17 protein-coding genes and 1 tRNA gene are annotated in these 20,589 nt (G+C 41.0%); 12 read left to right on the forward strand and 6 right to left on the reverse strand.

Annotated features, from left to right (window positions below; all coding sequences use genetic code 11):
- Nucleotides 1–313: 313 nt before the first annotated feature.
- The 9 genes from B2906_RS18570 to B2906_RS18610 all read left to right on the forward strand — a co-directional run bounded on the left by B2906_RS18570 (nt 314) and on the right by B2906_RS18610 (nt 9,559).
- Entirely contained in the window at nt 314–643 is a 330-nt protein-coding gene (locus tag B2906_RS18570) for a PadR family transcriptional regulator (RefSeq protein WP_091649714.1), read from the forward strand.
- Nucleotides 644–686: 43 nt separating this feature from the next.
- Nucleotides 687–2,633, forward strand: a complete 1,947-nt coding sequence (locus B2906_RS18575) for a PspC domain-containing protein (protein WP_286942330.1) — start codon at nt 687–689, stop codon at nt 2,631–2,633.
- Nucleotides 2,634–2,711: 78 nt separating this feature from the next.
- Nucleotides 2,712–4,109, forward strand: coding sequence for an MBL fold metallo-hydrolase (locus B2906_RS18580; RefSeq protein ID WP_286942332.1), 1,398 nt, complete (start codon nt 2,712–2,714; stop codon nt 4,107–4,109).
- 445 nt (nt 4,110–4,554) lie between these two features.
- A complete protein-coding gene (locus tag B2906_RS18585; RefSeq protein ID WP_286942335.1) occupies nt 4,555–5,022 on the forward strand; it encodes a carboxypeptidase regulatory-like domain-containing protein in 468 nt (155 codons plus the stop codon).
- Between the two features lie 246 nt (nt 5,023–5,268).
- A complete protein-coding gene (locus B2906_RS18590) occupies nt 5,269–5,838 on the forward strand; it encodes an RNA polymerase sigma factor (RefSeq protein WP_091649385.1) in 570 nt (189 codons plus the stop codon).
- Nucleotides 5,831–6,607: a hypothetical protein gene (locus tag B2906_RS18595; protein ID WP_219956538.1), complete on the forward strand. Its 777-nt coding sequence runs from the start codon at nt 5,831–5,833 to the stop codon at nt 6,605–6,607. Before B2906_RS18590 ends, B2906_RS18595 begins: the two co-directional genes overlap by 8 nt.
- 111 nt (nt 6,608–6,718) lie before the next feature.
- Nucleotides 6,719–7,753, forward strand: coding sequence for an outer membrane beta-barrel protein (locus B2906_RS18600; protein WP_219956539.1), 1,035 nt, complete (start codon nt 6,719–6,721; stop codon nt 7,751–7,753).
- 46 nt (nt 7,754–7,799) lie between these two features.
- The gene (locus B2906_RS18605; RefSeq protein WP_219956540.1) at nt 7,800–8,594 is read left to right on the forward strand and encodes a hypothetical protein; all 795 of its coding nucleotides are present in this window, start codon (nt 7,800–7,802) and stop codon (nt 8,592–8,594) included.
- A 41-nt stretch (nt 8,595–8,635) separates the two neighbouring features.
- Nucleotides 8,636–9,559 (forward strand): DUF4097 family beta strand repeat-containing protein, encoded by a 924-nt coding sequence (locus tag B2906_RS18610; protein ID WP_219956541.1) that lies wholly within the window; start codon nt 8,636–8,638, stop codon nt 9,557–9,559.
- A 997-nt stretch (nt 9,560–10,556) separates the two neighbouring features.
- Here B2906_RS18610 and B2906_RS18615 read toward each other — a convergent pair.
- Both B2906_RS18615 and B2906_RS18620 read right to left on the reverse strand, forming a co-directional pair.
- Nucleotides 10,557–11,045: a hypothetical protein gene (locus B2906_RS18615; protein WP_219956542.1), complete on the reverse strand. Its 489-nt coding sequence runs from the start codon at nt 11,043–11,045 to the stop codon at nt 10,557–10,559.
- A 9-nt stretch (nt 11,046–11,054) separates the two neighbouring features.
- Nucleotides 11,055–12,158 (reverse strand): ferredoxin--NADP reductase, encoded by a 1,104-nt coding sequence (locus tag B2906_RS18620; RefSeq protein ID WP_219956543.1) that lies wholly within the window; start codon nt 12,156–12,158, stop codon nt 11,055–11,057.
- A 209-nt stretch (nt 12,159–12,367) separates the two neighbouring features.
- Here B2906_RS18620 and purB point away from each other — a divergent pair, with 209 nt between their 5' ends.
- Nucleotides 12,368–13,711, forward strand: a complete 1,344-nt coding sequence (purB, locus tag B2906_RS18625) for an adenylosuccinate lyase (RefSeq protein ID WP_219956544.1) — start codon at nt 12,368–12,370, stop codon at nt 13,709–13,711.
- A gap of 848 nt (nt 13,712–14,559) precedes the next feature.
- On the opposite strand, the gene ctlX is transcribed toward purB, so the two are convergent.
- Both ctlX and B2906_RS18635 read right to left on the reverse strand, forming a co-directional pair.
- Nucleotides 14,560–15,492 (reverse strand): citrulline utilization hydrolase CtlX, encoded by a 933-nt coding sequence (ctlX, locus tag B2906_RS18630; RefSeq protein WP_255590362.1) that lies wholly within the window; start codon nt 15,490–15,492, stop codon nt 14,560–14,562.
- A gap of 3 nt (nt 15,493–15,495) precedes the next feature.
- Nucleotides 15,496–16,377, reverse strand: a complete 882-nt coding sequence (locus B2906_RS18635) for a hypothetical protein (RefSeq protein WP_219956545.1) — start codon at nt 16,375–16,377, stop codon at nt 15,496–15,498.
- Between the two features lie 82 nt (nt 16,378–16,459).
- Between B2906_RS18635 and B2906_RS18640 the strand changes: the two genes are divergently transcribed.
- Complete coding sequence (locus tag B2906_RS18640; RefSeq protein WP_219956546.1) at nt 16,460–16,882, forward strand: hypothetical protein; 423 nt, start codon at nt 16,460–16,462, stop codon at nt 16,880–16,882.
- Nucleotides 16,883–16,914: 32 nt separating this feature from the next.
- Here B2906_RS18640 and B2906_RS18645 read toward each other — a convergent pair whose 3' ends face one another.
- Both B2906_RS18645 and B2906_RS18650 read right to left on the reverse strand, forming a co-directional pair.
- Nucleotides 16,915–19,197, reverse strand: a complete 2,283-nt coding sequence (locus B2906_RS18645; RefSeq protein ID WP_286942345.1) for a xanthine dehydrogenase family protein molybdopterin-binding subunit — start codon at nt 19,195–19,197, stop codon at nt 16,915–16,917.
- 24 nt (nt 19,198–19,221) lie between these two features.
- Nucleotides 19,222–19,680, reverse strand: coding sequence for a (2Fe-2S)-binding protein (locus B2906_RS18650; RefSeq protein ID WP_219956548.1), 459 nt, complete (start codon nt 19,678–19,680; stop codon nt 19,222–19,224).
- A 516-nt stretch (nt 19,681–20,196) separates the two neighbouring features.
- On the opposite strand from B2906_RS18650, the gene B2906_RS18655 reads away from it, so the two are divergent.
- Nucleotides 20,197–20,270, forward strand: a tRNA-Asn gene (locus B2906_RS18655).
- The last annotated feature ends 319 nt before the right edge of the window (nt 20,271–20,589 follow it).

Below are 20,589 nucleotides of genomic sequence, written 5' to 3' on the forward strand. Positions count from 1 at the left end.
CTTATAGTCCTGGAAAATAAGCATACAAATGTCCTGTATCTGTTCGCAGTCGGACACATAAATGTACGCATATTAACAAATCAAATAATCTTAAAATCATCGTCCGAAAATAATTTATTTTTTTCAACTTAAAAAATTAATTCAAAATTTGCTTATACAGCTCAAAATCGATGTTTTATTTCAATAATGCATCACCTAGGGCATCAATAAAGCAAGGAATTAGGTTATACAAGGTAGCTTAGAAAAGATTGGTATCATTTTTCATTCATATAAAAGTGTCGGGAGAATGAATTCCCGAAAAAAACCACTAATCATGAACGTCGCCAACACACAAATTCAAATGCGAAAGGGACTTCTGGAGTTATGTGTTCTTCATATAATTTCCAGAGGGGAAGTTTACACTTCTGACCTGATCGATGAGCTTACCCAAGCTCAAATGATCGTGGTGGAAGGAACCTTGTATCCCCTACTCAATCGGCTCAAAACTGCTGCTTTGGTAGAGTATCGTTGGGTGGAGTCAGAGTCCGGCCCGCCCAGAAAGTATTATTCCATTACAGAAAAAGGAAAAGACTTTCTCCAAACACTCACCGAAACTTGGGCATCTCTAGTCAATTCAACCCAAGAAATCACCTCCAAGAATTGATTAAAGTTTTGCACCGATCAGCAGACCCTAAATTGAAAAGACAATGAAAAAGACCATCAGCATCAATATTAGTGGAATCCTTTTCCACATAGAAGAAGACGGATATGATACGCTCAGAAAATACCTGGATGCAATCAATAAACATTTCTCTTCTTACAAAGACAATCAGGAAATCATCTCGGATATAGAAAACCGAATCGCGGAGATTTTCTTAAGCAACCTGAAAAACAACAAGCAGGTAATCACGGCGGAGAACGTAGATAAACTCATCGAAAAAATGGGAACTATAGCTGATTTCGTATCAGTGGAGGAAACATTGGAAGAAACAGATGAGGAAAAGGAATCTTCCAAGCAGGAGGATTTTTACAAATATGTAACTCCTCCGAATGCAGAAAAGAAAGGCTATAAGAAACTCATGAGAAATGAGCCCAAGAAAATTTTGGGTGGAGTTTGCGCCGGATTAGCAAATTATTTCTCAATCGACCCCCTTTGGACTCGATTGATAGCTATCCTTTTGCTGTTTTCAGGAAATCTTAATTTAAGATTCGATGCCTTTGATATTTTCCCATGGGATAATTTCAGATTTAACTTAGGTCTGGGCTTTTTCGCCATTGTTGCCTACATAGTATTGTGGATTATCCTCCCAGTTTCCTATGATGTAGAGGAAGATAAAAACATCAAAAAACTCTATAGAAACCCCGATGATAAAGCTTTGGGTGGGGTAGCCAGTGGATTGGCAGCCTACTTTGGCGTAGAAGTTATCTGGACTAGATTGGCTTTTGTAGTCCTAACCTTGGCAGGAGGATCTGGCGTATTGATTTATTTGATTCTATGGATCATTACTCCAGTAGCAACATCGATCACTGAAAGAATCAGGATGAAAGGTGGAGAAATTACTTTGGATAACATTGATTCTACACTAAAGGAAAACCTGAACCCGCAGCCACCCAAACCTGAATCTCAAACCAGAAAGATTCTTTTGGCGCCATTTCGTGTGTTAGGCCAAGTGATTGATGCCCTGGGCAAAGCTTTAGGTCCTTTGGGATTATTCTTTCTGGCTGTGATCCGTGTGATTTTCGGTTTGATCGTATTCTTCATAGGATTATCCCTGACTATTGCTCCTATCATTGCCTTGTCAGTGTATCTGGGAGTATTCACCACAGATGAATATCAGATCATGATGGATAATCTTCCCATAGAATTGATCTCCAATGTAATTCCTGTATGGTTGGTTGTGGGCGCATCTTTCCTACTGATTATTCCAGGCATACTTCTGATCCTTTCAGGCCTGAGTGTTTTGGTGAAAAAGAATCTGATTGGAAACAGATTTGGATTGGTAGCCTTTGCGGCTTGGATATTCTGCGTTGGAGTATGTGCCTTCCAAATCCCTAGAATCGTTGCTCAGTTCAAAGAAGAGAACAGGTACAAAACTTCTGAAACTTTGAATCCAAGTCCGGGAATTTTAATCCTTCAACTTGATCCCTTAAGTGAAGAGGCAACTTTCAATGAAGTTTCCCTAAGATTGGAAGGCACTTCTGATTCTCTTCTGGTGTTGGATCAAGAGTATTTCTCGCGTGGTAGAACGAAGGCAGAAGCAATGGAAAATGCAAAGGCTTTCCCTTACCAAGTGCAGGTAATGGATTCAGTTTTAACCTTCAGTGAGGGATTTGACATCAGCAATTTGGACAAATTCAGAGATCAAAAACTAAGGCTAGTATTGAAAATCCCATACGATAAGCCATTTATTATGGAGAGATCCGTTTTGGAAATCATCAGAAATACCTTGGGAAGAAATGGCTATAGGTCCTCAGATGTACGCTCCAATACAGTTTGGGCATTCAATGAAGCTGGACTTGTCTGCCTTACCTGCAAGGAAAATATTGAGTCAGAAGACGAGTTATTTGAGGAAGAAAAGCAAGTTGCTGACTCCCTGACCCGTGCAAAATTGGATAGCATTTCCAAAGCAAAATTTCTTCAAAACAATGAATAAAATCATTAATTATTTAAGAGAGGCATCCCAACAGATGCCTCTTTTTTTTGTAACTTCTCACAGCTAAACAATCAACCCATGGATGTAACTGTAAAATTTTTGGGAGGTGCCGGATCTGTTACCGGCTCAAAATATTTAATTGACTTAGGAGAATTTGAATTTTTGGTAGACTGTGGACTCTTTCAGGGAAGACGAGAACTTCGGGAAAGAAATTGGGATAAATTCCCCATGCCTTTGGAACAACTCGAGGCAGTAATTATCACCCATGCTCATTTGGATCATGTAGGCTATCTCCCTAGACTGGTCAAGCAAGGTTTTAAGGGTCCAATCTATTGCACTGAGGCTTCCTCAGAGCTAATTAAAATTCTGTTATTGGATTCCGGGAAACTGCAGGAAGAAGAAGCGGAATTTGCCAGAAAAAAGGGCTATTCCAGACATGATGATCCTCAACCATTATATACAGTAGAAGATGCTGAGGCCGTATTTCCCCTCTTGGTTCCCAAGCCTTTTGACCAAGCCTTTGAGATCCATCCAAAGGTGAAAGTCACTTATTTTCATGCGGGTCATATTTTAGGGGCAGCAATTACCAAAATTCTTATTAAAGGTGACAGTCAAGAGAAAAGGTTGGTATTCTCTGGTGATTTAGGACGCTTTCATGACCCACTACTTTTCCCTCCTACGCTCATCCCTAAAGCCGATATTCTCTGGATAGAATCAACTTATGGGGATAGGATAGCACCTAAGGTCAAGCCTGAAGAAGAATTAGGGTCGGCGATTCGTGATACTTTTGATCGCGGTGGATTGGTTATTATCCCTTCATTTGCTGTAGGTCGAACCCAGTTAGTTCTGTATTACCTGTTTAAATTGATGGAAAAAGGAAAAATTCCAAAAGTCCCAATTTTCCTGGACTCACCCATGGCTATTGATGCCACCAAACTCTACCTGGATTTTTCCACAGACCATCAATTAACTGCTGCATTGGAAGAGGATCAGCATCCTTTTAATCACCGACAGTTACGCTACTTCCAAAAACAAGAGCAATCTGTGTCTCTCAATGAATACAGAGGCAATGCCATTATCGTTTCCGCTTCCGGAATGGCTACTGGTGGAAGGGTTTTACACCATTTATTCCACCATCTACCTCATGAGAGAAATGGGGTCATTTTTGTGGGATTTCAGGCGGAAGGAACAAGGGGAAGAAGATTGGTAGAAGGAGAAAAATACATCACCATTTACGGAAATCAGGTTCCGGTCAATGCAAAAGTTTACCAGATCGACGGGTTATCTGCACATGCCGACCAGGAAGAACTCATGGAATGGGCCGAGGGATTCACAGAAAGACCCAAAATGACCTTTATCATACATGGTGAAGAGAAGAGTGCCGAAGTTTTGGCTGATAAATTGAAAAATGAATTAAGCTGGAATACAACTATACCGAATTATCTGGAATCTGTAGTTTTGTTTGAAGGCATTTAAATCTATATCAATATCCGCAATCTAGCCACTTAACATATTTCCTTTGCTTGACAGTTGGAAGACAGAAGACCGATGACCGAAGCTTCCGGATTCTGATCTTTTGGGCTAATAATTGGCCATATTATTCTTATTACTCGTAAGAAATCGGATATTCATTAAAACTTATAGGATTATCTGAAATCTAGCCAATGGCCAATTCTCCATTTCGAATCGAGAAGGAAGACAGTGGACCATAGCTAACCTAAATTGAATTTTAAATTTTGATTTGAAAAAATCAGAGAATCAAAAAACAATTTTAAACTGATGAAATCCAACATGCTGGGGCCGATAAACGCAGGGATGCCCCGATTTTTCGGTGAAAATACGCGACCTGCCTGCCGAAGGCAGGGATTCCATCCCGATTTTCGGGACAGGTAGTGACCTTTGAGAAACAAATCATAGAAAGATGAAAAATAAAATGTTATCCAGCCTTTTTATCATGCTTTTAGTAATACTTGCATTTTGCAAACCCATCAAACCAGAGGGTGAAGGAATCACAGGAAAAGTGACCTGGTTGGAAGGGAACCAAATGCCCATGATTGTAGAAGACGGCGAAAAACCCGAAGTAAATCCCAAAGGCGTCCCTGTTCAAAGAACCTTGATTATTTATCCAATGACAAATTTGGCTGATGCCAAAGTGGAAGGAACCCTATTTCAATCCATTTCTGGTGAGCCGATAACCACGGTAACTACTGATGAAGAAGGACGCTACCTTTTGGAGTTGGCTCCAGGTCGATATTCCATCTTCACACGGGAAGAAGATGGCCTCTTTGCCAATATTTTTGATGGGGATGGAAATATTCAGCCTGTTACCGTAAAAAAAGGAGAATGGACCTTGCTGGATATTGTGATTAATTATAAAGCAGTTTTTTGAATTTAGAAATTTGAAGTTAGAAGTCTGAAATAGTAGAGGCGAGAAGCGAGAGCCGAGAAGCCTGAAATATAAAATCAGAAGTCTGAAAAGTGTATAACCCTAAATAACGTTGACCGTTTGGGTCAAATTTATAACTAACTGTAAATCATATTTTTAAACATAAATCGAAAAAAATCTGATTTTTTTTCAAACTTGATGCAACGTTTTTTAACATCTCTACATCTACCTATTTGAAAGCTATTTGGAATGTTCAGCAGAACCAACTTTTCAGACGAACCAACATTGATTAAAGCATGCCTCAAGGGTGATCGGTCAGCCCAGCGACATCTTTATGATGTGTACTCCGGAAAGTTTCTGGCCATCTGCATCCGATATCTTAAAAATCGGGAACATGCCGAAGATGTGATGATAGAGAGCTTTATGAAGATATTCGAAAAACTACCCCAGTATCAAGCCAAGGGAAGTTTTGAAGGTTGGATGAAGCGAATTGTAGTCACTCAGGCTTTGATGACCTTGAGAAGCAATCGTCATCTGATGATGGAAGTTCATGTGGAAGAGGATGTGGAGTACGAACATCACCATTATGAAACCAAGCATCTAGAAGCTCAAGATCTGATGGAATTAGTAGAAAGCCTACCGGTAGGTTATCGAACCGTCTTCAACCTTTATGCAATTGAGGGCTATGCACATCAGGAAATTGCCGAGCTGCTAGGCATCAGTGAAAGTACTTCCAAGTCACAACTGAATAGAGCAAGGAATGTGTTGAAAGAAAAAATTGCCACCCAACAACTCAAAGAAAGGAGAATCAATGGCTAAGAAAACAGAAAATATGGATCAGCTATTTCGGGATAAACTGGAAAATCACCAGGTGAAACCGAGTAAGCTAGCTTGGGAGAGACTGGAAAACCAGCTCCCTCAAAGCAAAACCAAGCTTTCTACCTATTGGTGGGCTGCTGCAGCAGCAATCCTTCTCTTATTTACGGTGGGTTCTCTGTTCTGGCCAGCTCAAAATCCCTTAGAAGAAGAAATTCTGGCGGAAAAAGTGGAATCTTCTTCAAATGAAGAGGAAACAACTAACCAATTTCCAGTCGAGATTGAAACGACTGAGAATCCGATTGAAATCATTGAAGAAAAAGAGTCAGCTAAAATTGATAAAAGTCCTAAAAGAGAGGCTCAACCCAAAAAGAAAAATAATTCATCTTATCAGAAGCAATTAGAACCCAACAAGCAATTGATCGCTCAAAACGAAACTGCTCCTGAAAGAGAAGCAATCATTGAAAAGCCAATTACTGAACCATTAAAAGGTTTGGAGGCTGATATTCCCCAAATCAAACCTTTAGATCTGAATGCAACTGTAGCAGAACTTCAACCTACTACTGAGGAAGCTCCTGCTTATAAAGTGACCATTGTGTCTAATGGAATTAAAGAAGACAAAAACCTGATTTCCGGAATCGGAAAAAAAGTAGATCAGGTAGAAGGAATATTGGGAAAAGTGGATGAAGGATTTGCCACCTTACAAGATGCCAAAAACAGCTTATTCACCTCCCTAACGAGCAAAAAAGAAAAAGTGACCGAAAAGCCATAATTAAAAACCAACCTATTATTTAACAAAGAGCAATGGAGTCCTCGGAAACAAAGCCGCTGCATCAGGCAGCGGTACCGAGAATCCAAAAGATCGCTTAAAGACAATAAAACTATGAAAAAGTATCTGCTATTATTTTGCCTGATGGCCATGGTTCAAGTCGCTTTTGCAGCTAAACTGCCATCCCTTGATACAGAAATCAATAAGGACTCTGTCATCGTAGAATTCGGAAAATCTGGAAAGGTAGTCATCATTGTAGAAAGCAAAGAAGACTTCGAAAAGCTTAAAATGATGAACATTGATGAAATCATCAAAAGCTTGGACTTGCAGGAAAACAAAGAGACCGGAGAATTAACCATCGTTCAGATCCAGAAAAAAGACGGCAGCACCAAAGATGTGGTGAAAGTTAGAGAAGAAGGTGCTGAAACTGAAGTAAACATCGGACGGATGAGGGTACTTGTAGATGAATCTGGCCAAAATACCAAGGTGAAAATTGAATCCGGAGCTAAGAAAACAGTTGACCCTTCTTTCAAAACCAACTTTAACATTGATCTCGGTGTCAGCAACTATCTCAGCCCAGAAGGAGGGTTTCCAACATCTGACAATCCCTATGCAGTCAAAGGTTGGGGAAGCTGGAATGTGGGTTTGAACTGGATGGCTGCCCAGCGAATTTCAAAAGGTTTCTACTGGGATTTCGGATTAGGTTTTCAATTCTACAATTTCAAGTTTGAAAACAAGGACTTCCAGGCAGTTCGCGGGGATGAAATGATTGAATTTATTCAGAGAAATGATGTGGATGGATTCAAAAGCAAGATCTCTGCATCCTATATCACAGCCATGACCATGCTGGAGCTGGATTTTGGAAAAATGAATGACAATGGCAAAAAAGGACTACGCATTGCTGCAGGACCTTATGCAGGCTATAGATTAGGAGGTAGATCTAAATTCATTTACCGAGAGCTTGACGGTTCGGGAAGGAAAAAAGACAAACAGGATACCGGTCTTTACCTTCAAAACTTCCGATACGGTATCCGGGGAGAGATCGGTGTAGGAAGAGTAACTTTCTTTACCACTTACGACTTAAATACGCTTTTCCAGGATCAAAAAGGTCCTGAACTGAATCCAATTTCATTCGGAATAGTCTTTTAATCAGGGGGAGAGTCATCTCCCCCAATTACCTAACCAACTACTTATTATGAAAAATTTTCTAGCTACAATACTTGCCATTTTCATGGCATCTGGCTGGGCCTTTGCCCAAGAAACCGAATCAAAATCCATTGTTAAAACCAAAGAATTTTCCATGCTTGGAATGGAATGGACCATGAATAAATTTGAGGATGGTACCAAAGAGTGGAATTTTGAAAATGACCAAGAAACCAAAACCTATGTAAAGCCTAAGCCTTCCAAGTTTGACTCGGATTTGAATATTGATCTGGGTATTAATGTTTGGACTCCCTCAGATGATCTTCCCGCTACCAAAGCTTGGGGTTCCTGGAATGTAGGACTCAACTGGGTTGGAGATTGGAAAGCGGCTAAAAACTTTCACCTAAAAACCGGAATAGGCGTTTCTTGGTATAATTACAAACTGGAAAACCGAAACCTCATCATTGAAAAATCTCCTAACGGAATAGAGTTCAATGAGTTTACAAACGGCGTAGGCACCAAATCCAAGTTATCAGCATCCTATGCAAATCTTTCCTTGGTTCCTACTTTGATGACCAGCAATCAAAAAGTAAGAATCGGACTTGGAGGATATGCTGGTTTACGAATTGGTGGCAGAGGGAAATTCGTCTATGAGGACAATGATGGAGACAAAAATAAAATTTTCGAAAAGTCCAATCTTTATGCAAATAACCTCAGATATGGAGCTCGTGCAGAAATTGGAATTGGAGACTTTGACTTGTATTTCAATTATGACTTGAATTCCTTTTTCGAAGAAGGCAGAGGTCCTGAAACAAATGCTATCAGCTTTGGAATTATCATCAATTAAGCTGCACGCAATCCTTTATTAAAACTTAAAAACTTCAACTCATGAAAAGCTTAACCCGACTTTATCTATTGTTTGCACTCTTATTGGTGCAGAGCTATGCTTTTGCTCAGAAAGTGTTGGTAGACACCCAGAAATCCTACCCTGGGATCCGATCCATTGAAGTAGAAGGAGGCTGGCTGGATGTCAGCTATGATGGAGGAAGCTCTTCATCCGTAGATGTAGAAGCTTATCTAGAATCAGAAAATGAAAATCAAGACATCGTATTCGTGACAATTGGTGATGTTTTGAAGATTTCCTACAAAAGATCTTCCCAGATGAATTCATGGAATAGCAAATCCAAAGGCTGGATCAAGATGTCAGGGCCTGAATCCATCAAATTATCAATCCGAAACAGTTCCGGGGATTTGCAGGTAAGTCGCGTAAGCTCTGATGAAACTAGCCTCAAAGTAAGCTCAGGCAAAATTCAGGCAAATCAAATCAGAGGAGATCTAATGGTCAATGCTACATCAGGAAATATCAGGGTTGATGGGGTGAATGGCAATGTATTGGCCGGTATGACTTCCGGAAATGCAGATATTTTCAATGTAAAAGGAGATTTGCAATACAAGTCCACCAGCGGTTCATTAGACGCAAATAATGTGGAAGGAGAATTAAGCGTAAGTCTTACATCAGGAAACGCCAAACTATCCAATGTAGGTCAGTTAGGAGCTTTGAAGTTTACCTCAGGAAATATCCGTGCGGAGAATGCAGGGCTCGGACCGAATACCTCTTTTTCGGGCACTTCCGGTAATTTTAGAGTACAGACACCATCAAATCTGAATGCATACAATTATGAATTGAAGGCCTCTTCAGGGAATTTAAAGGTGGGAAAAAGCAGTAAGGGAAAGACTTTGGAAATCAATAACGGAGCCTCCTCGACTATCAAAGGTCAGATTAGCTCCGGGAATATTACCATTGAGAATTGATGTTTATAGGATTTTTAATCATAAAGAGGACTGAGATTCAGTCCTTTTTTTATGCTCTGAGGTTCACTTTTAATGATTGGGTAAAATTTCGCCATGATTAATTTAACCACATAGGGCACTGAAAATTACATGGAGAACCACGGAGTTTTAATGAGAAGACCTATAGCTTTTGTCTGGCTGATCGCCTGGCTGACGGCTAGTTAGAGAGTCGAAGCCTTTGTCACGAACTATAAACTTTGAGACTAAATAAACATCGGGAGATAGGCCTCACCAAATTGAAAAATATCCCTTCTCCGTCTTGCTGGCAAAAAACATCTTCTTCAAAATTGGCTTTAGGGCCAGCGCTGTTCAAAATTTCGATTTTAATCCGTGGGTTAAAACCCACGGCTAAAATATCTGTCGCTCCTTTGGAGCTCAACATCTAATCCAATTAAGGTAGGTCCGGAGTTACGGCATTGCTTCTTGTAAACTTTTCAGACTTCTCACTTTAAATTTCAGCCTTTGTGAGACCGCTTCGTTCCTCGCGAGAGATCATGAGACTGCTTCACCAGATCCAAAGCTTTCCCTTTATTTGGGATTACCTAAAAACTAAAAGTTAATCTTCATGATAAAAAAAGGTGACGGGTTCGCAGTGACGGGACTGCCTACTGCCACTGCCTACTTTTCTTTGCCTCTTTCATTCTTTGCGGGAGATTTATACCGCTGCGGCTCCGCGAGAGATCATGAGACTGCTTCACCCGATCCAAAGCTTTCCCTTTATTTGGGATTACCTAAAAACTCAAAGTTAATCTTCATGATAAAAAAAGGTGACGGGTTCGCAGTGACGGGACTGCCTACTGCCTACTGCCTACTACCACTGCAAACTTTTCTTTGCCTCTTCCATCCTTTGCGGGAGATTTATACCGCCGCGCCACTGCGGCTCCGCGAGAGATTATGAGATCGTTTCGCTCGAATTGACAATTTTCAGCCATCTCACTTCAAATTTCTAACTTCCCCCCTACTCCGGCCTGGATGCCTGCCTCACAATTTCAGCCTGCTCTTTATTCAGTTTAAGAAGCCGTTTTATTCTATCCGGTGTAGGTTTGGCTAAGGAATAAAAAATCAAAGTCAAAGCAAAAATCACCACATAAGTCGCATTTTCATAGAATAGCAAGCCGATAGTGCTGAGGATAGAAATCAAAAACAAAAAATAAAATCGCTGCCTAGTTGCCTGAATATAAATCTGAACTTTATCAAACAGCTCCTCATATTCAAAGGATAATTTCAGTTTTCTATGAAATATGACATATTGACCAATCAGTAAACCTATAGCCAATCCAATCAGCAAGCCATTGACAAAGTCTGGAAGCTCAGGCAGGTCAAAATTCAAATTACCTGAATTATAATACAAATACACAAAGCCAAATAATGGCAAGCTGATCACCATCAGGATCAATACCAATATTTCCAGGCCTTTATAGTCTTTTTTAAGCTGATTGTAGTTCAAGAGGCTAGCTTATTCAATGGTGATTTTGATATCATCAGTCAGTGGTCGGGACACACAGCAAAGTACATATCCAGCCGCTATTTCCTTCTCGCTCAAGCCTGCATCCTCATCCATCTTCACCTTTCCACTCAAAAGTCTACCTCTACAAGCCGTACATAAGCCACTCTGACAAGAATAAGGCATATTCAAGCCCTGCTCCAGTCCGGCTTCAAGGACAGTTTGTTCAGGATTAACGGTCACATCAAACTCCTCCCCTTCCAACATGATTTTCACATCTCGGGTGAGAATTCCGGAGTTGATTCCAGCCATGGCATTATCATGTGCCTGTTGTGCTGCCGCTGAGAAAAAGCTCTCTCTATGAATTCTCTCTTCAGGAATACCAAGTTCTTCCAAGACATTCTCCGCCGTATCCATGATTCCGTCAGGCCCACAAAGGAAATAAATCTCCTCATATCTCTGCTCGTATTCCGCTTGGGAAACAAACTCCTTGAAAGAATCAGGGTTCAATCTACCTTTTGGACCTTTCCACTCTTCTGAAGGTTGACTCAGATTATGAATGACTTTCAATCGATCCGGATTGGCTTTTTCCAAAAGGTCCAATTGTCTTTTGAAAATTATCTGCTCCTCACTTCGGCTACAATATATCAGCGTGATGATGGAGTTCGGCTCATTAACTAAGACAGATTTGAGAATACCCATGATTGGCGTGATCCCACTGCCTCCAGCCACCATGATAAAATGTCTCTGATTTTTGGAATGAAAGTCGGTGGTGAAATTCCCCAATGGCTTTAGCACATTGATAGTTTTACCGGGGTTTACTTTTTCATTCAGATAATTGGAGAAAAGTCCTCCATCGACCCTTTTAACAGAAATTCCTGGAAAGGGGTCCACAAATGGGGAGGTGCAAAGACTGTAAGATCTTCTTTGCTCTTTTCCATCAAAGTCCATGACCAAAGTCAAAAACTGACCCGGCTTGTAATCCAGAAATGGTTCTGGCTGCTCAAAATAAATACTCACTGTATCGGGAGTTTCCTTGACAACTTCACGTACCTTCAGAGGGAGATAATTGGTTTTTTTAACTTCCTCTTTTTTCTTCTTAAATAAATTGAACATTCGAGATGGGGATTCTTTGTATTCGGGTGCAAAATTAAACGCTCAGGAATCATAATTGTCCTAATCCCTGAGAAATTCACTAAGAAAACTCCAAATCGTGAAAGTAAGTTTGGAGAAATTCGATAATTATAAATTAGGAAGGGCTATTTTGAAGGTAATGAGCTAAATTGCGCCTTCAAAATTTTGGAACAACCCCAAAACCAACAGACATGGAATTGAATGCCCTGACCGCTGTCAGTTCAGTAGATGGAAGATATGCTGGAAAAACGGCTTCCTTGAGAGCTTATTTTTCAGAATTTGCCCTGATCAAATATCGAGTGCATGTAGAGGTAGAATATTTCATCGCACTTTGCGAATTACCCCTACCTCAGTTGAAAGAATTTGATCACGGATTTTTCAGCAAGTTACGGGCTATTGTTACTGAATTTTCAGAGAAAGATGCTCAAAGCATTAAGGACACTGAAAAGGTGACCAACCATGATGTGAAGGCTGTAGAGTACTTTCTGAAAGAGAAATTTGATGCTTTGGGGCTAGAGGCATATAAGGAGTTTATCCATTTTGGACTCACCTCTCAGGATATTAACAATACAGCAACTCCATTGATGCTGAAAGAGGGATTGGAGCAGGTGATTTATCCTGAATTGGAAAAGGTTCTATCCAAGCTGAAGAGCTATGTATCTGACTGGAAGGATGTTTCAATGTTGGCCAAAACCCATGGACAGCCAGCTTCCCCTACTCGTTTGGGGAAGGAAATTGAGGTATTTGTTGTCAGAGTTGAAAAGCAATTGGAGCTATTAAAGCAGGTTCCATTTTCTGCCAAATTTGGTGGGGCAACCGGAAATATGAATGCGCATCATGTAGCCTATCCTGAACTGGCTTGGAATGACTTTGCATTCAACTTCGTATCCAAGTATTTAGGCTTAGAAAGAAGTTATCCTACCACTCAAATCGAGCATTACGATAATTTGGCTGCTGTATTTGATGGCTTAAAAAGAATCAATACCGTATTGCTGGACCTTTCCAAAGACGTGTGGCAATATGTGGCCATGAATTATTTCAAGCAGAAAATCAAAGCTGGAGAAGTAGGATCTTCTGCAATGCCACACAAGGTCAATCCAATAGATTTTGAAAACGCAGAGGGTAATTTAGGAATTGCCAATGCTTTGCTGGAGCATTTAGCTGCCAAACTTCCTATTTCCAGGTTGCAGCGTGATTTGACAGATAGCACGGTACTTAGGGTAATCGGAGTTCCATTGGCACATATGCTAATTTCTTTGGAGTCTTTGAAAAAGGGATTGGGTAAATTGGAACTGAATAGAGCTGCCATTGATGCTGATTTGGAAGAAAACTGGGCAGTAGTTGCGGAAGCGATCCAAACGATTCTTCGAAGAGAAGGCTTCCCAAAACCTTATGAGGCACTGAAAGATCTTACCCGAACCAATACTAAAATCACCCAATCTTCCATAGCGGATTTTGTGGATGGCTTGCCTATTGCTGATGAATTAAAAGCGGAATTGAAGAAAATTACGCCGTTTAATTACACGGGGATTTAAAAGTGTAAAAGCTGAAGTCAGAAATCTGAAAGGATTCGCCTCTTAATCTAGGTAGCTTCACAAAAGCTCGCAGCGACGCAGCGGCGCAGATTTTAATTCTCCCGCAAAGGATTCAAGAGGCAAAGAAAAGTAGGCAGAAGCAGTTGGCAGTAGGCAGTTGGCAGTTTCTTGGAGTTGCGAGCCATTATTAAATCCGCCACCGCGAGGAACGAAGCGGTCTCATGAAGGCTGAAATTTAAAGTGAGAAGTCTGAAAAATCGTCACTGCGAGCGCAGCTTGCGGAGCGAAGCAGTCTCATGATCTCTCGCAGTGGCGCAGAGTTTAATTCTCCCGCAAAGGATTAAAGAAGCAAAGTGTTTATGAAGCTATGTTTTCTATGCTTGCTATGTGGTTTTATAAAATTTATCGCGGTAGCACACCGATTTTCTCCCTCAAAGGATTCTTGATGGAAAGATGATTTTAAAGGTATTGGAAGCAAAGGCTTCGACTCCCTGACTAACCGTCAGGCAGGCGCTCAGCCTGACAAAAACGAAAGGCTCCTTCATTAAAGCTCCGTGATCCTCCGTGCCCTCTGTGGTTTTAAAAGCTCTCGCAAAGACGCAGCGGAGCAAAATTTAGATCTCCCGCAAAGAATAAAAGACGCAAAGAAGTTGATCTGATTTGTTCTGGGAAATCTGTGCAGATCTGTGACTTTTTCTGTGGAAATCTGCGGGAAATAAAAAAGATTCAGTGACTGAAAAACATTTAAAGTTTCTCTGCCCTTCGTAAATCAAAAATCTTAAATTCCCCTATTATCCTCCTTGCTCTCTGTGGTTAAAAAAAATTCCTCATCTCCAAACCACTTCTTTCTAACTTTTTGGTAAAAAAATCTCCGCAATCATACACCTAGCGCTTCCTCCACCCAGTTTTTCTATGGTAGGAATCTGAGGACTGATAATCGTAGTATATTTCTCAATTAGCTGAATTTGCCCCACGTTTAAAGAATCATAGGCCGTTTGGGACATAACTGTAAACTTCTCTCCCCCATCATTTCCCACTTCCAGCATATTTCCAGCAAAATTAAATTTCTGCTTGGCCGTAATGGGAATCACTTTTTTACCTGCTGATGTCAAAGTCTCCTGTACTTTTCTTCTATCGGCAGCTTTGACTATACTTTCCAAACAAACCACAGCCAAATCAGAGCCAATATGCATCATTACATTGGTATGATAAATAGGGCTGCTCATCTTTCCGTCAATTTCCTGCTGAGCTTTAAAAGCAATCACTTGATAGCCCAGTATTTTCGCCAAATAATCTAAAGGTACTCTATGGGTTCGTTCAGAATAACAGGCATAAATCATTTTTGAATCATGGTCCATTACCATGCTGCCCGTTCCCTCCAAAAACTGTCCATCCTGCTCAAAAAAGCTTAAATCAATAATTTCATCCACTTTAAATCCCAATCCCATCAATTGCTCTATCAAATCTTTCCTCCGCTCCAATCGGCGGTTTGGAGAATACATGGGATAGAGAATCAATTTCCCATCAGGATGTGTACTAAACCAGTTGTTGGGAAATACAGCATCTGTTTTAATTGGCTTTTCTGTATCCTCTATGACCAATACCTTCATTCCCTGGTCTTTCAATAAGGCAACAAAGCTGTCAAACTCCTGTTGAGCCAAGGCCTTGATTTCTTCAGAACTTCGCCCATCTTGCTGTTGATAGAAATTATTCTCAGCTGTCTCCGGATTGAAACCAAAGTTGGCGGGACGCACCATCAAAATTGTAGAAGTGGTTTGCATGGCTTATTTTTTTGAAGGGTATCGATAAAGAACCGGGAGAATATTGAATCTCTTTTCACTGATGGTAAAGTAGCTTTTCATGGAAGATGAAAATGCGATTGCCTCTCCTTGAGGCTCGGGAACATAGGGTAAACTGATGGGAGTTCTAGCCAGCGTTTCAGTTAAAGACTCCCCTTCTTTTCTGATCCAATAATAGACAGCAAAGTAATTTTTAATCAAAATTTGACAGCCATCTTTTGAAATATCTCCTGCCACAGAGGATGAAAAAGGAAATTCCAGATGCTTGTCTAACTTAATTTCCTCCTTATTCCCAAATTGATCCCAGGAAAAACTGTACAGATTGTTCTTCTTATCCCTTTTGGAAACTATATACAGTCTTTTATCCAAGGGATCGAGCATCAAGGTTTCCGCATCCCTAGCTCCTCCAGGATAGTTGAGTTCTACTGAGACAGCCTTTTCCTCAATCAAAGATTGGATGACTCTAGGTTCTGGAATTCTATGAACATACACAGAAGAATATCTAGCTAAATTATCTCCTATTTCAGCTATGTAGATATAGGATTTTCCATCAGGCCCCAATCCAACAGCAATATCTTCCCAGTCCCTATTTTTGAGACCTTTCAATATGATTTTTCCAATCTCTTTGCCTAGGGAATCCAACATATAAACTGCCGCCTCTCCCCCGCTATCGGTATGAGCATAAATGAGATTAGGGTGAATATGAGAAAATGCAATCCCGCTGACTTCTTCCAAACGGGGATTTTTTAATGTGTCTACGGGAATACCCATGCTAAAATAGCGTTCAGAAACAGGAATTTCCTGAGCGAAAAGGCTATGGCTTAATCCCAATAAAAAAAGAAAGAAAATAGTAATGCGTGTACCCATAAGAAAGATCGAAATTAGCCAAAAAGGCAGGAAAAAGCAGGGAATTCAGTATTTTAGTTAGGAAACAAAGTCAAAAGTCAAGATGGATCCCCTTTTAAAGAAAATGAATTGGAAGGATGGGATGAAAATCAAGATTTGGAATCTTCCTTCAGAACTTGAGAAGTTAGAGCAGGAATGGATGGCTGCTGGCTATTTAGCTTCTGCAAATGAGAAAGCAGCATTTTTATTGGCTTTTGTCAAAAGTCAGGAAGAGATAGAGCGGGTTTTTCCAGAAATGGAAAAATTAGCCCAAGAGGACGAATTGCTTTGGATGGCCTATCCCAAAGGAAGTAGCAAGAGATACCAGGTGAAAATCAACAGAGATTCAGGCTGGGGAATATTAGGAAAGTATGATTTCGAAGGTGTGAGGCAAATCGCCATCAATGAAGACTGGTCAGCCTTACGATTTAGAAATACCAAATTTATCAAAACTCTCACTCGAAAATTCAGCACCAAGGACCAATGATCCTATAATTCACACCCAAACCTACGTCGCTCCTAAATCTGGAAAGGTAATTTATAAATTCTCTTTCCACTGGCTTGATACATGGCATTGGCCAGTGCAGGAATGTAAGGTGGAACTGGCGGCTCTCCTACCCCTGTAGGTTTCTCCATACTTTCCATGATATGCACGTGGATGTTTCGCGGAGCTTCCGGCATGCGGATAATTTTATAAGTGTCAAAATTATGCTGCTGCGCAACTCCATTTTCAAAGGTAATGGCAGAAGTAGTCGCCAAACTATGGGCAAACTGTGACCCTCCTTCAAATTGGGATCTAACTCGATCGGTATTTACTGCAATACCGCAATCCACAGCGTAATAGACATCCTCTACTCGAAGGTTTCCCGAGTTGTCTTTTTCGAGGCTAACCACACAGGCCACATAGGTCAAAAAGCTTTTATGCGCTGCAAAACCCATGATTTTGCCATTTGCCATGGATTGCTTCCAGTTAGATTTTTCTGCTACTTCTCGGATCACAGCTTTCATCCTTCCGGTATTCCATGGATAAGCATCGATTGGCTCTCCATAATTCCCGTATTCTCCTCCCACCATTTCACTTTGAAAAGTAATCTCTCTGTCTTCTCCCAAAAGAGACAAAGCATGCTCAATCGGATCCAGTCCTCTAGCTTCAGCCAATTCATCCAGCATACAATGCATGGCAAAGGCATGATGGATATTACTTACAGAGCGAAGCCAACCCACCCGAACATGCCCGGTAGATTCATGAGATTCAATTCGAATATTTGGCACATCAAAGGGAAAATCTACACAACCTAGGCCCATCTCCCCATCTGAAGGATGCAACTCATCCTTACTACCGGTAGAACCAATGGCAGGGAAAACAGTATGATGATTCCACCCTGTTAAGGCATTCGAAGAATCCAAGGAAGCGATAATCCGCTGAGCACTGTGGGAATGGTAAAAATCAAAATGAAGATCATCTTCTCTAGTCCACTGTACCCGAACGGGTGCCTGGGCCGCCTTTGAGAGCAAAGCCGCTTCGACCACATAGTCAGGCTTAGATTTACGTCCAAAACCACCTCCAAGAAGGGTTACATTTACTTTTACCAAGGAAGCATCTATATCCAGAGCCGAAGCTACAGCATCCCTCGCCCACTGGGGATGCTGTGATGGTGACCATACTTCACAGGAACCGTCAGATTTCACATGGGCAATTGCCGCCGGAGGCTCAAGGGTGGCATGAGCATAAAAGGGCGCTTCGTAAGTTCGCTCGATGACTTTGGCTGCCGAACTTTTTGCCTGAGCAAAATTCCCTCTTTCTCTTCTAACTTTCCCATTTTGACTGGTGCTCTTTACCATTTCCGCCAACTGGGCCTCAGAATTGTAATTTTGATTTTCACCCAAATCCCAGCTTACTTCCAAGGCCTCTCTACCTTTGATAGCAGACCAGGTATTGCTGGCGATGACAGCGACACCTTCCAAGGCCTTGTCCAGACCAGGGGGAAAACTGGGACCGGAAATCTTCACTACTTGTTCTACTCCCGGTACAGCCAAGGCTTTCCCATCCGAAAATGATACTACTTTTGCTCCAATGACCGGGCCTCTGAGCACTACCGCGATTTTCATATCCGGCAGATTCACATCCGCTCCGAAAACGGCCTTGCCTCGTGTAATATCTTTTAGATCATAAATAGGCACATCCTTTCCAATCAATTGGTAACTGGAAAACTCCCGGAGTTCAATGGATTCTGGGGCTGGTAGACTTGCATTCTGAAGGCTTTCTACCAAATCCCCAAATGGAATTTCCTTTCCGCTCCCGCTGTGAAAGACTTTCCCCTTTTGAGTATCACATTCTTTTGGATCAACTCCCCATTTGTTGGATGCAGCAGCTATAAGCATGGTTCTGGCTGTAGCACCGGCTTTACGCATGGGTTCGTAAAACATCCGAACCGAAAAGGATCCATCCGTATTTTGGTTTCCATATTTTTCTTCGTCTCCTTCTGCTTGGATAATCTTTATCCTTGACCAGTCAGCTCCCAATTCATCTGCCATAATCTGAGGAAGGGAAGTTCGGATACCAGTTCCCATTTCAGATCTATGAGCCACCAAAGTGACTTGATTATCTGAGCTGATGGAGATATAGGCATTGGGAGCAAAAGTGAGTGACTCACCCTTGGGACCAGAACACTGGAAATTCACACCCAATACAAAACCACCGGTAGCTAGGGTGCTGAGTTTTAAAAAATCTCTTCTGGAGGGGATAAAAACCTGACTTTGGTCTTTTGGGTTCTTTTTGAGAAAAGGAAGTTTGGGGAACATCTGAGTAGAGTTTTGGAGGGATGATTATAAGTTCTTGGCGGCAGTCTGAATGGCTGTTTTGATACGATTGTAGGTTCCACAGCGGCATAAATTTCCGGCCATACTTTGTTCGATTTCTTCTTCGGAAGGATTGGGATTCGATTGAAGCAGAGAAGCTGCATTCATGATCTGACCGGTTTGGCAATAGCCACATTGGGGTACGATATGCTCAACCCAGGCTTGTTGCAAAGGATGATCTCCATTTTCTGAAAGTCCTTCGATGGTAGTGATTTGGGCATTTCCTACTTCAGAAATAGGCAAAGAGCAGGAGCGAATAGCAGTGCCATCCAGGTGAACGGTACAGGCTCCGCAAAGCGCTTGACCGCAGCCAAATTTGGTTCCTTTCAGGTCCAGCAAATCGCGAATTACCCAAAGCAAGGGCATATCCTCCAGGGCTTCAACCGATTTTTGTTCCCCATTGATGGTCAGATTATAAGTAGGCATGGCGATGTTTTTTTTCAGGTTGAGATCAAATTATCTGATTATCCGCAATCATGCCAGTTGCCTTATTTTCTTCGCTTGACTGGTTGGAAGACCGATGACAGAAGACCGAAGTTTCCGGATTCTGATCCTTTTGGCATACAATAAGCCATATTTTTATCAATACTGGCAAGAAAACGGATATCCATATCAATTTATCAAATTTCGATTCGAATTCCTCGTACTCTTTATTTTTGTTTAGGGTAAATCAGTAGTCTCAGTATTCCTTCTCATCTCCCCAATAAAAGAAAATGGCATTTGGATGATTCAAAGTGATAAAATTCTGTCAAATCCTGTTATCATTAATAGGAATGGAAAGCAACACAGGAAATAGTAAAAAAATAAGTCCCTGAGAAAGAATCAGAAAGGGCAATAGGCTTAAAAAATCAAAGATTTTTTATTTCTAGGTTTGGAAAAAATCAAAGATGCCTCTACATTTGCAACACGTTAACCGAAAGGGATGGCGCAACCAGAAAAAATTCCTCCTTAGCTCAGTTGGTTAGAGCACATGACTGTTAATCATGGGGTCCTTGGTTCGAGCCCAAGAGGGGGAGCGAAATCAAAAAAGAGGTCAGAAACGGCCTCTTTTTTTGTTTAAAACACCTTCCAAATGGGTTTTTATAAGCTGCAGCCATTTTAAAAATCATTACTACTCCAAAATACTTTCCCATTTAAATAATTGAAAATCAATATGTAATTTCTGATTTTAGGATTTGTAGGTAGAATCAGTCTTATGTTTTAAATGGAAATAAAAAGGAGTAAAATTAAAAACCTGGAACTATAAAATATGATTCATTCCAAGTCATTTGAAAAATTTAAGTATAAGGGCACTAAAAGTGAACATTTATGATGCCTCCCTTTTAATCAGCTAGA

Origin of the sequence: Algoriphagus sp. UBA3586 (assembly GCF_002376385.1) — a bacterium.
Classification (GTDB): Bacteria; Bacteroidota; Bacteroidia; order Cytophagales; family Cyclobacteriaceae; genus Algoriphagus; species Algoriphagus ornithinivorans.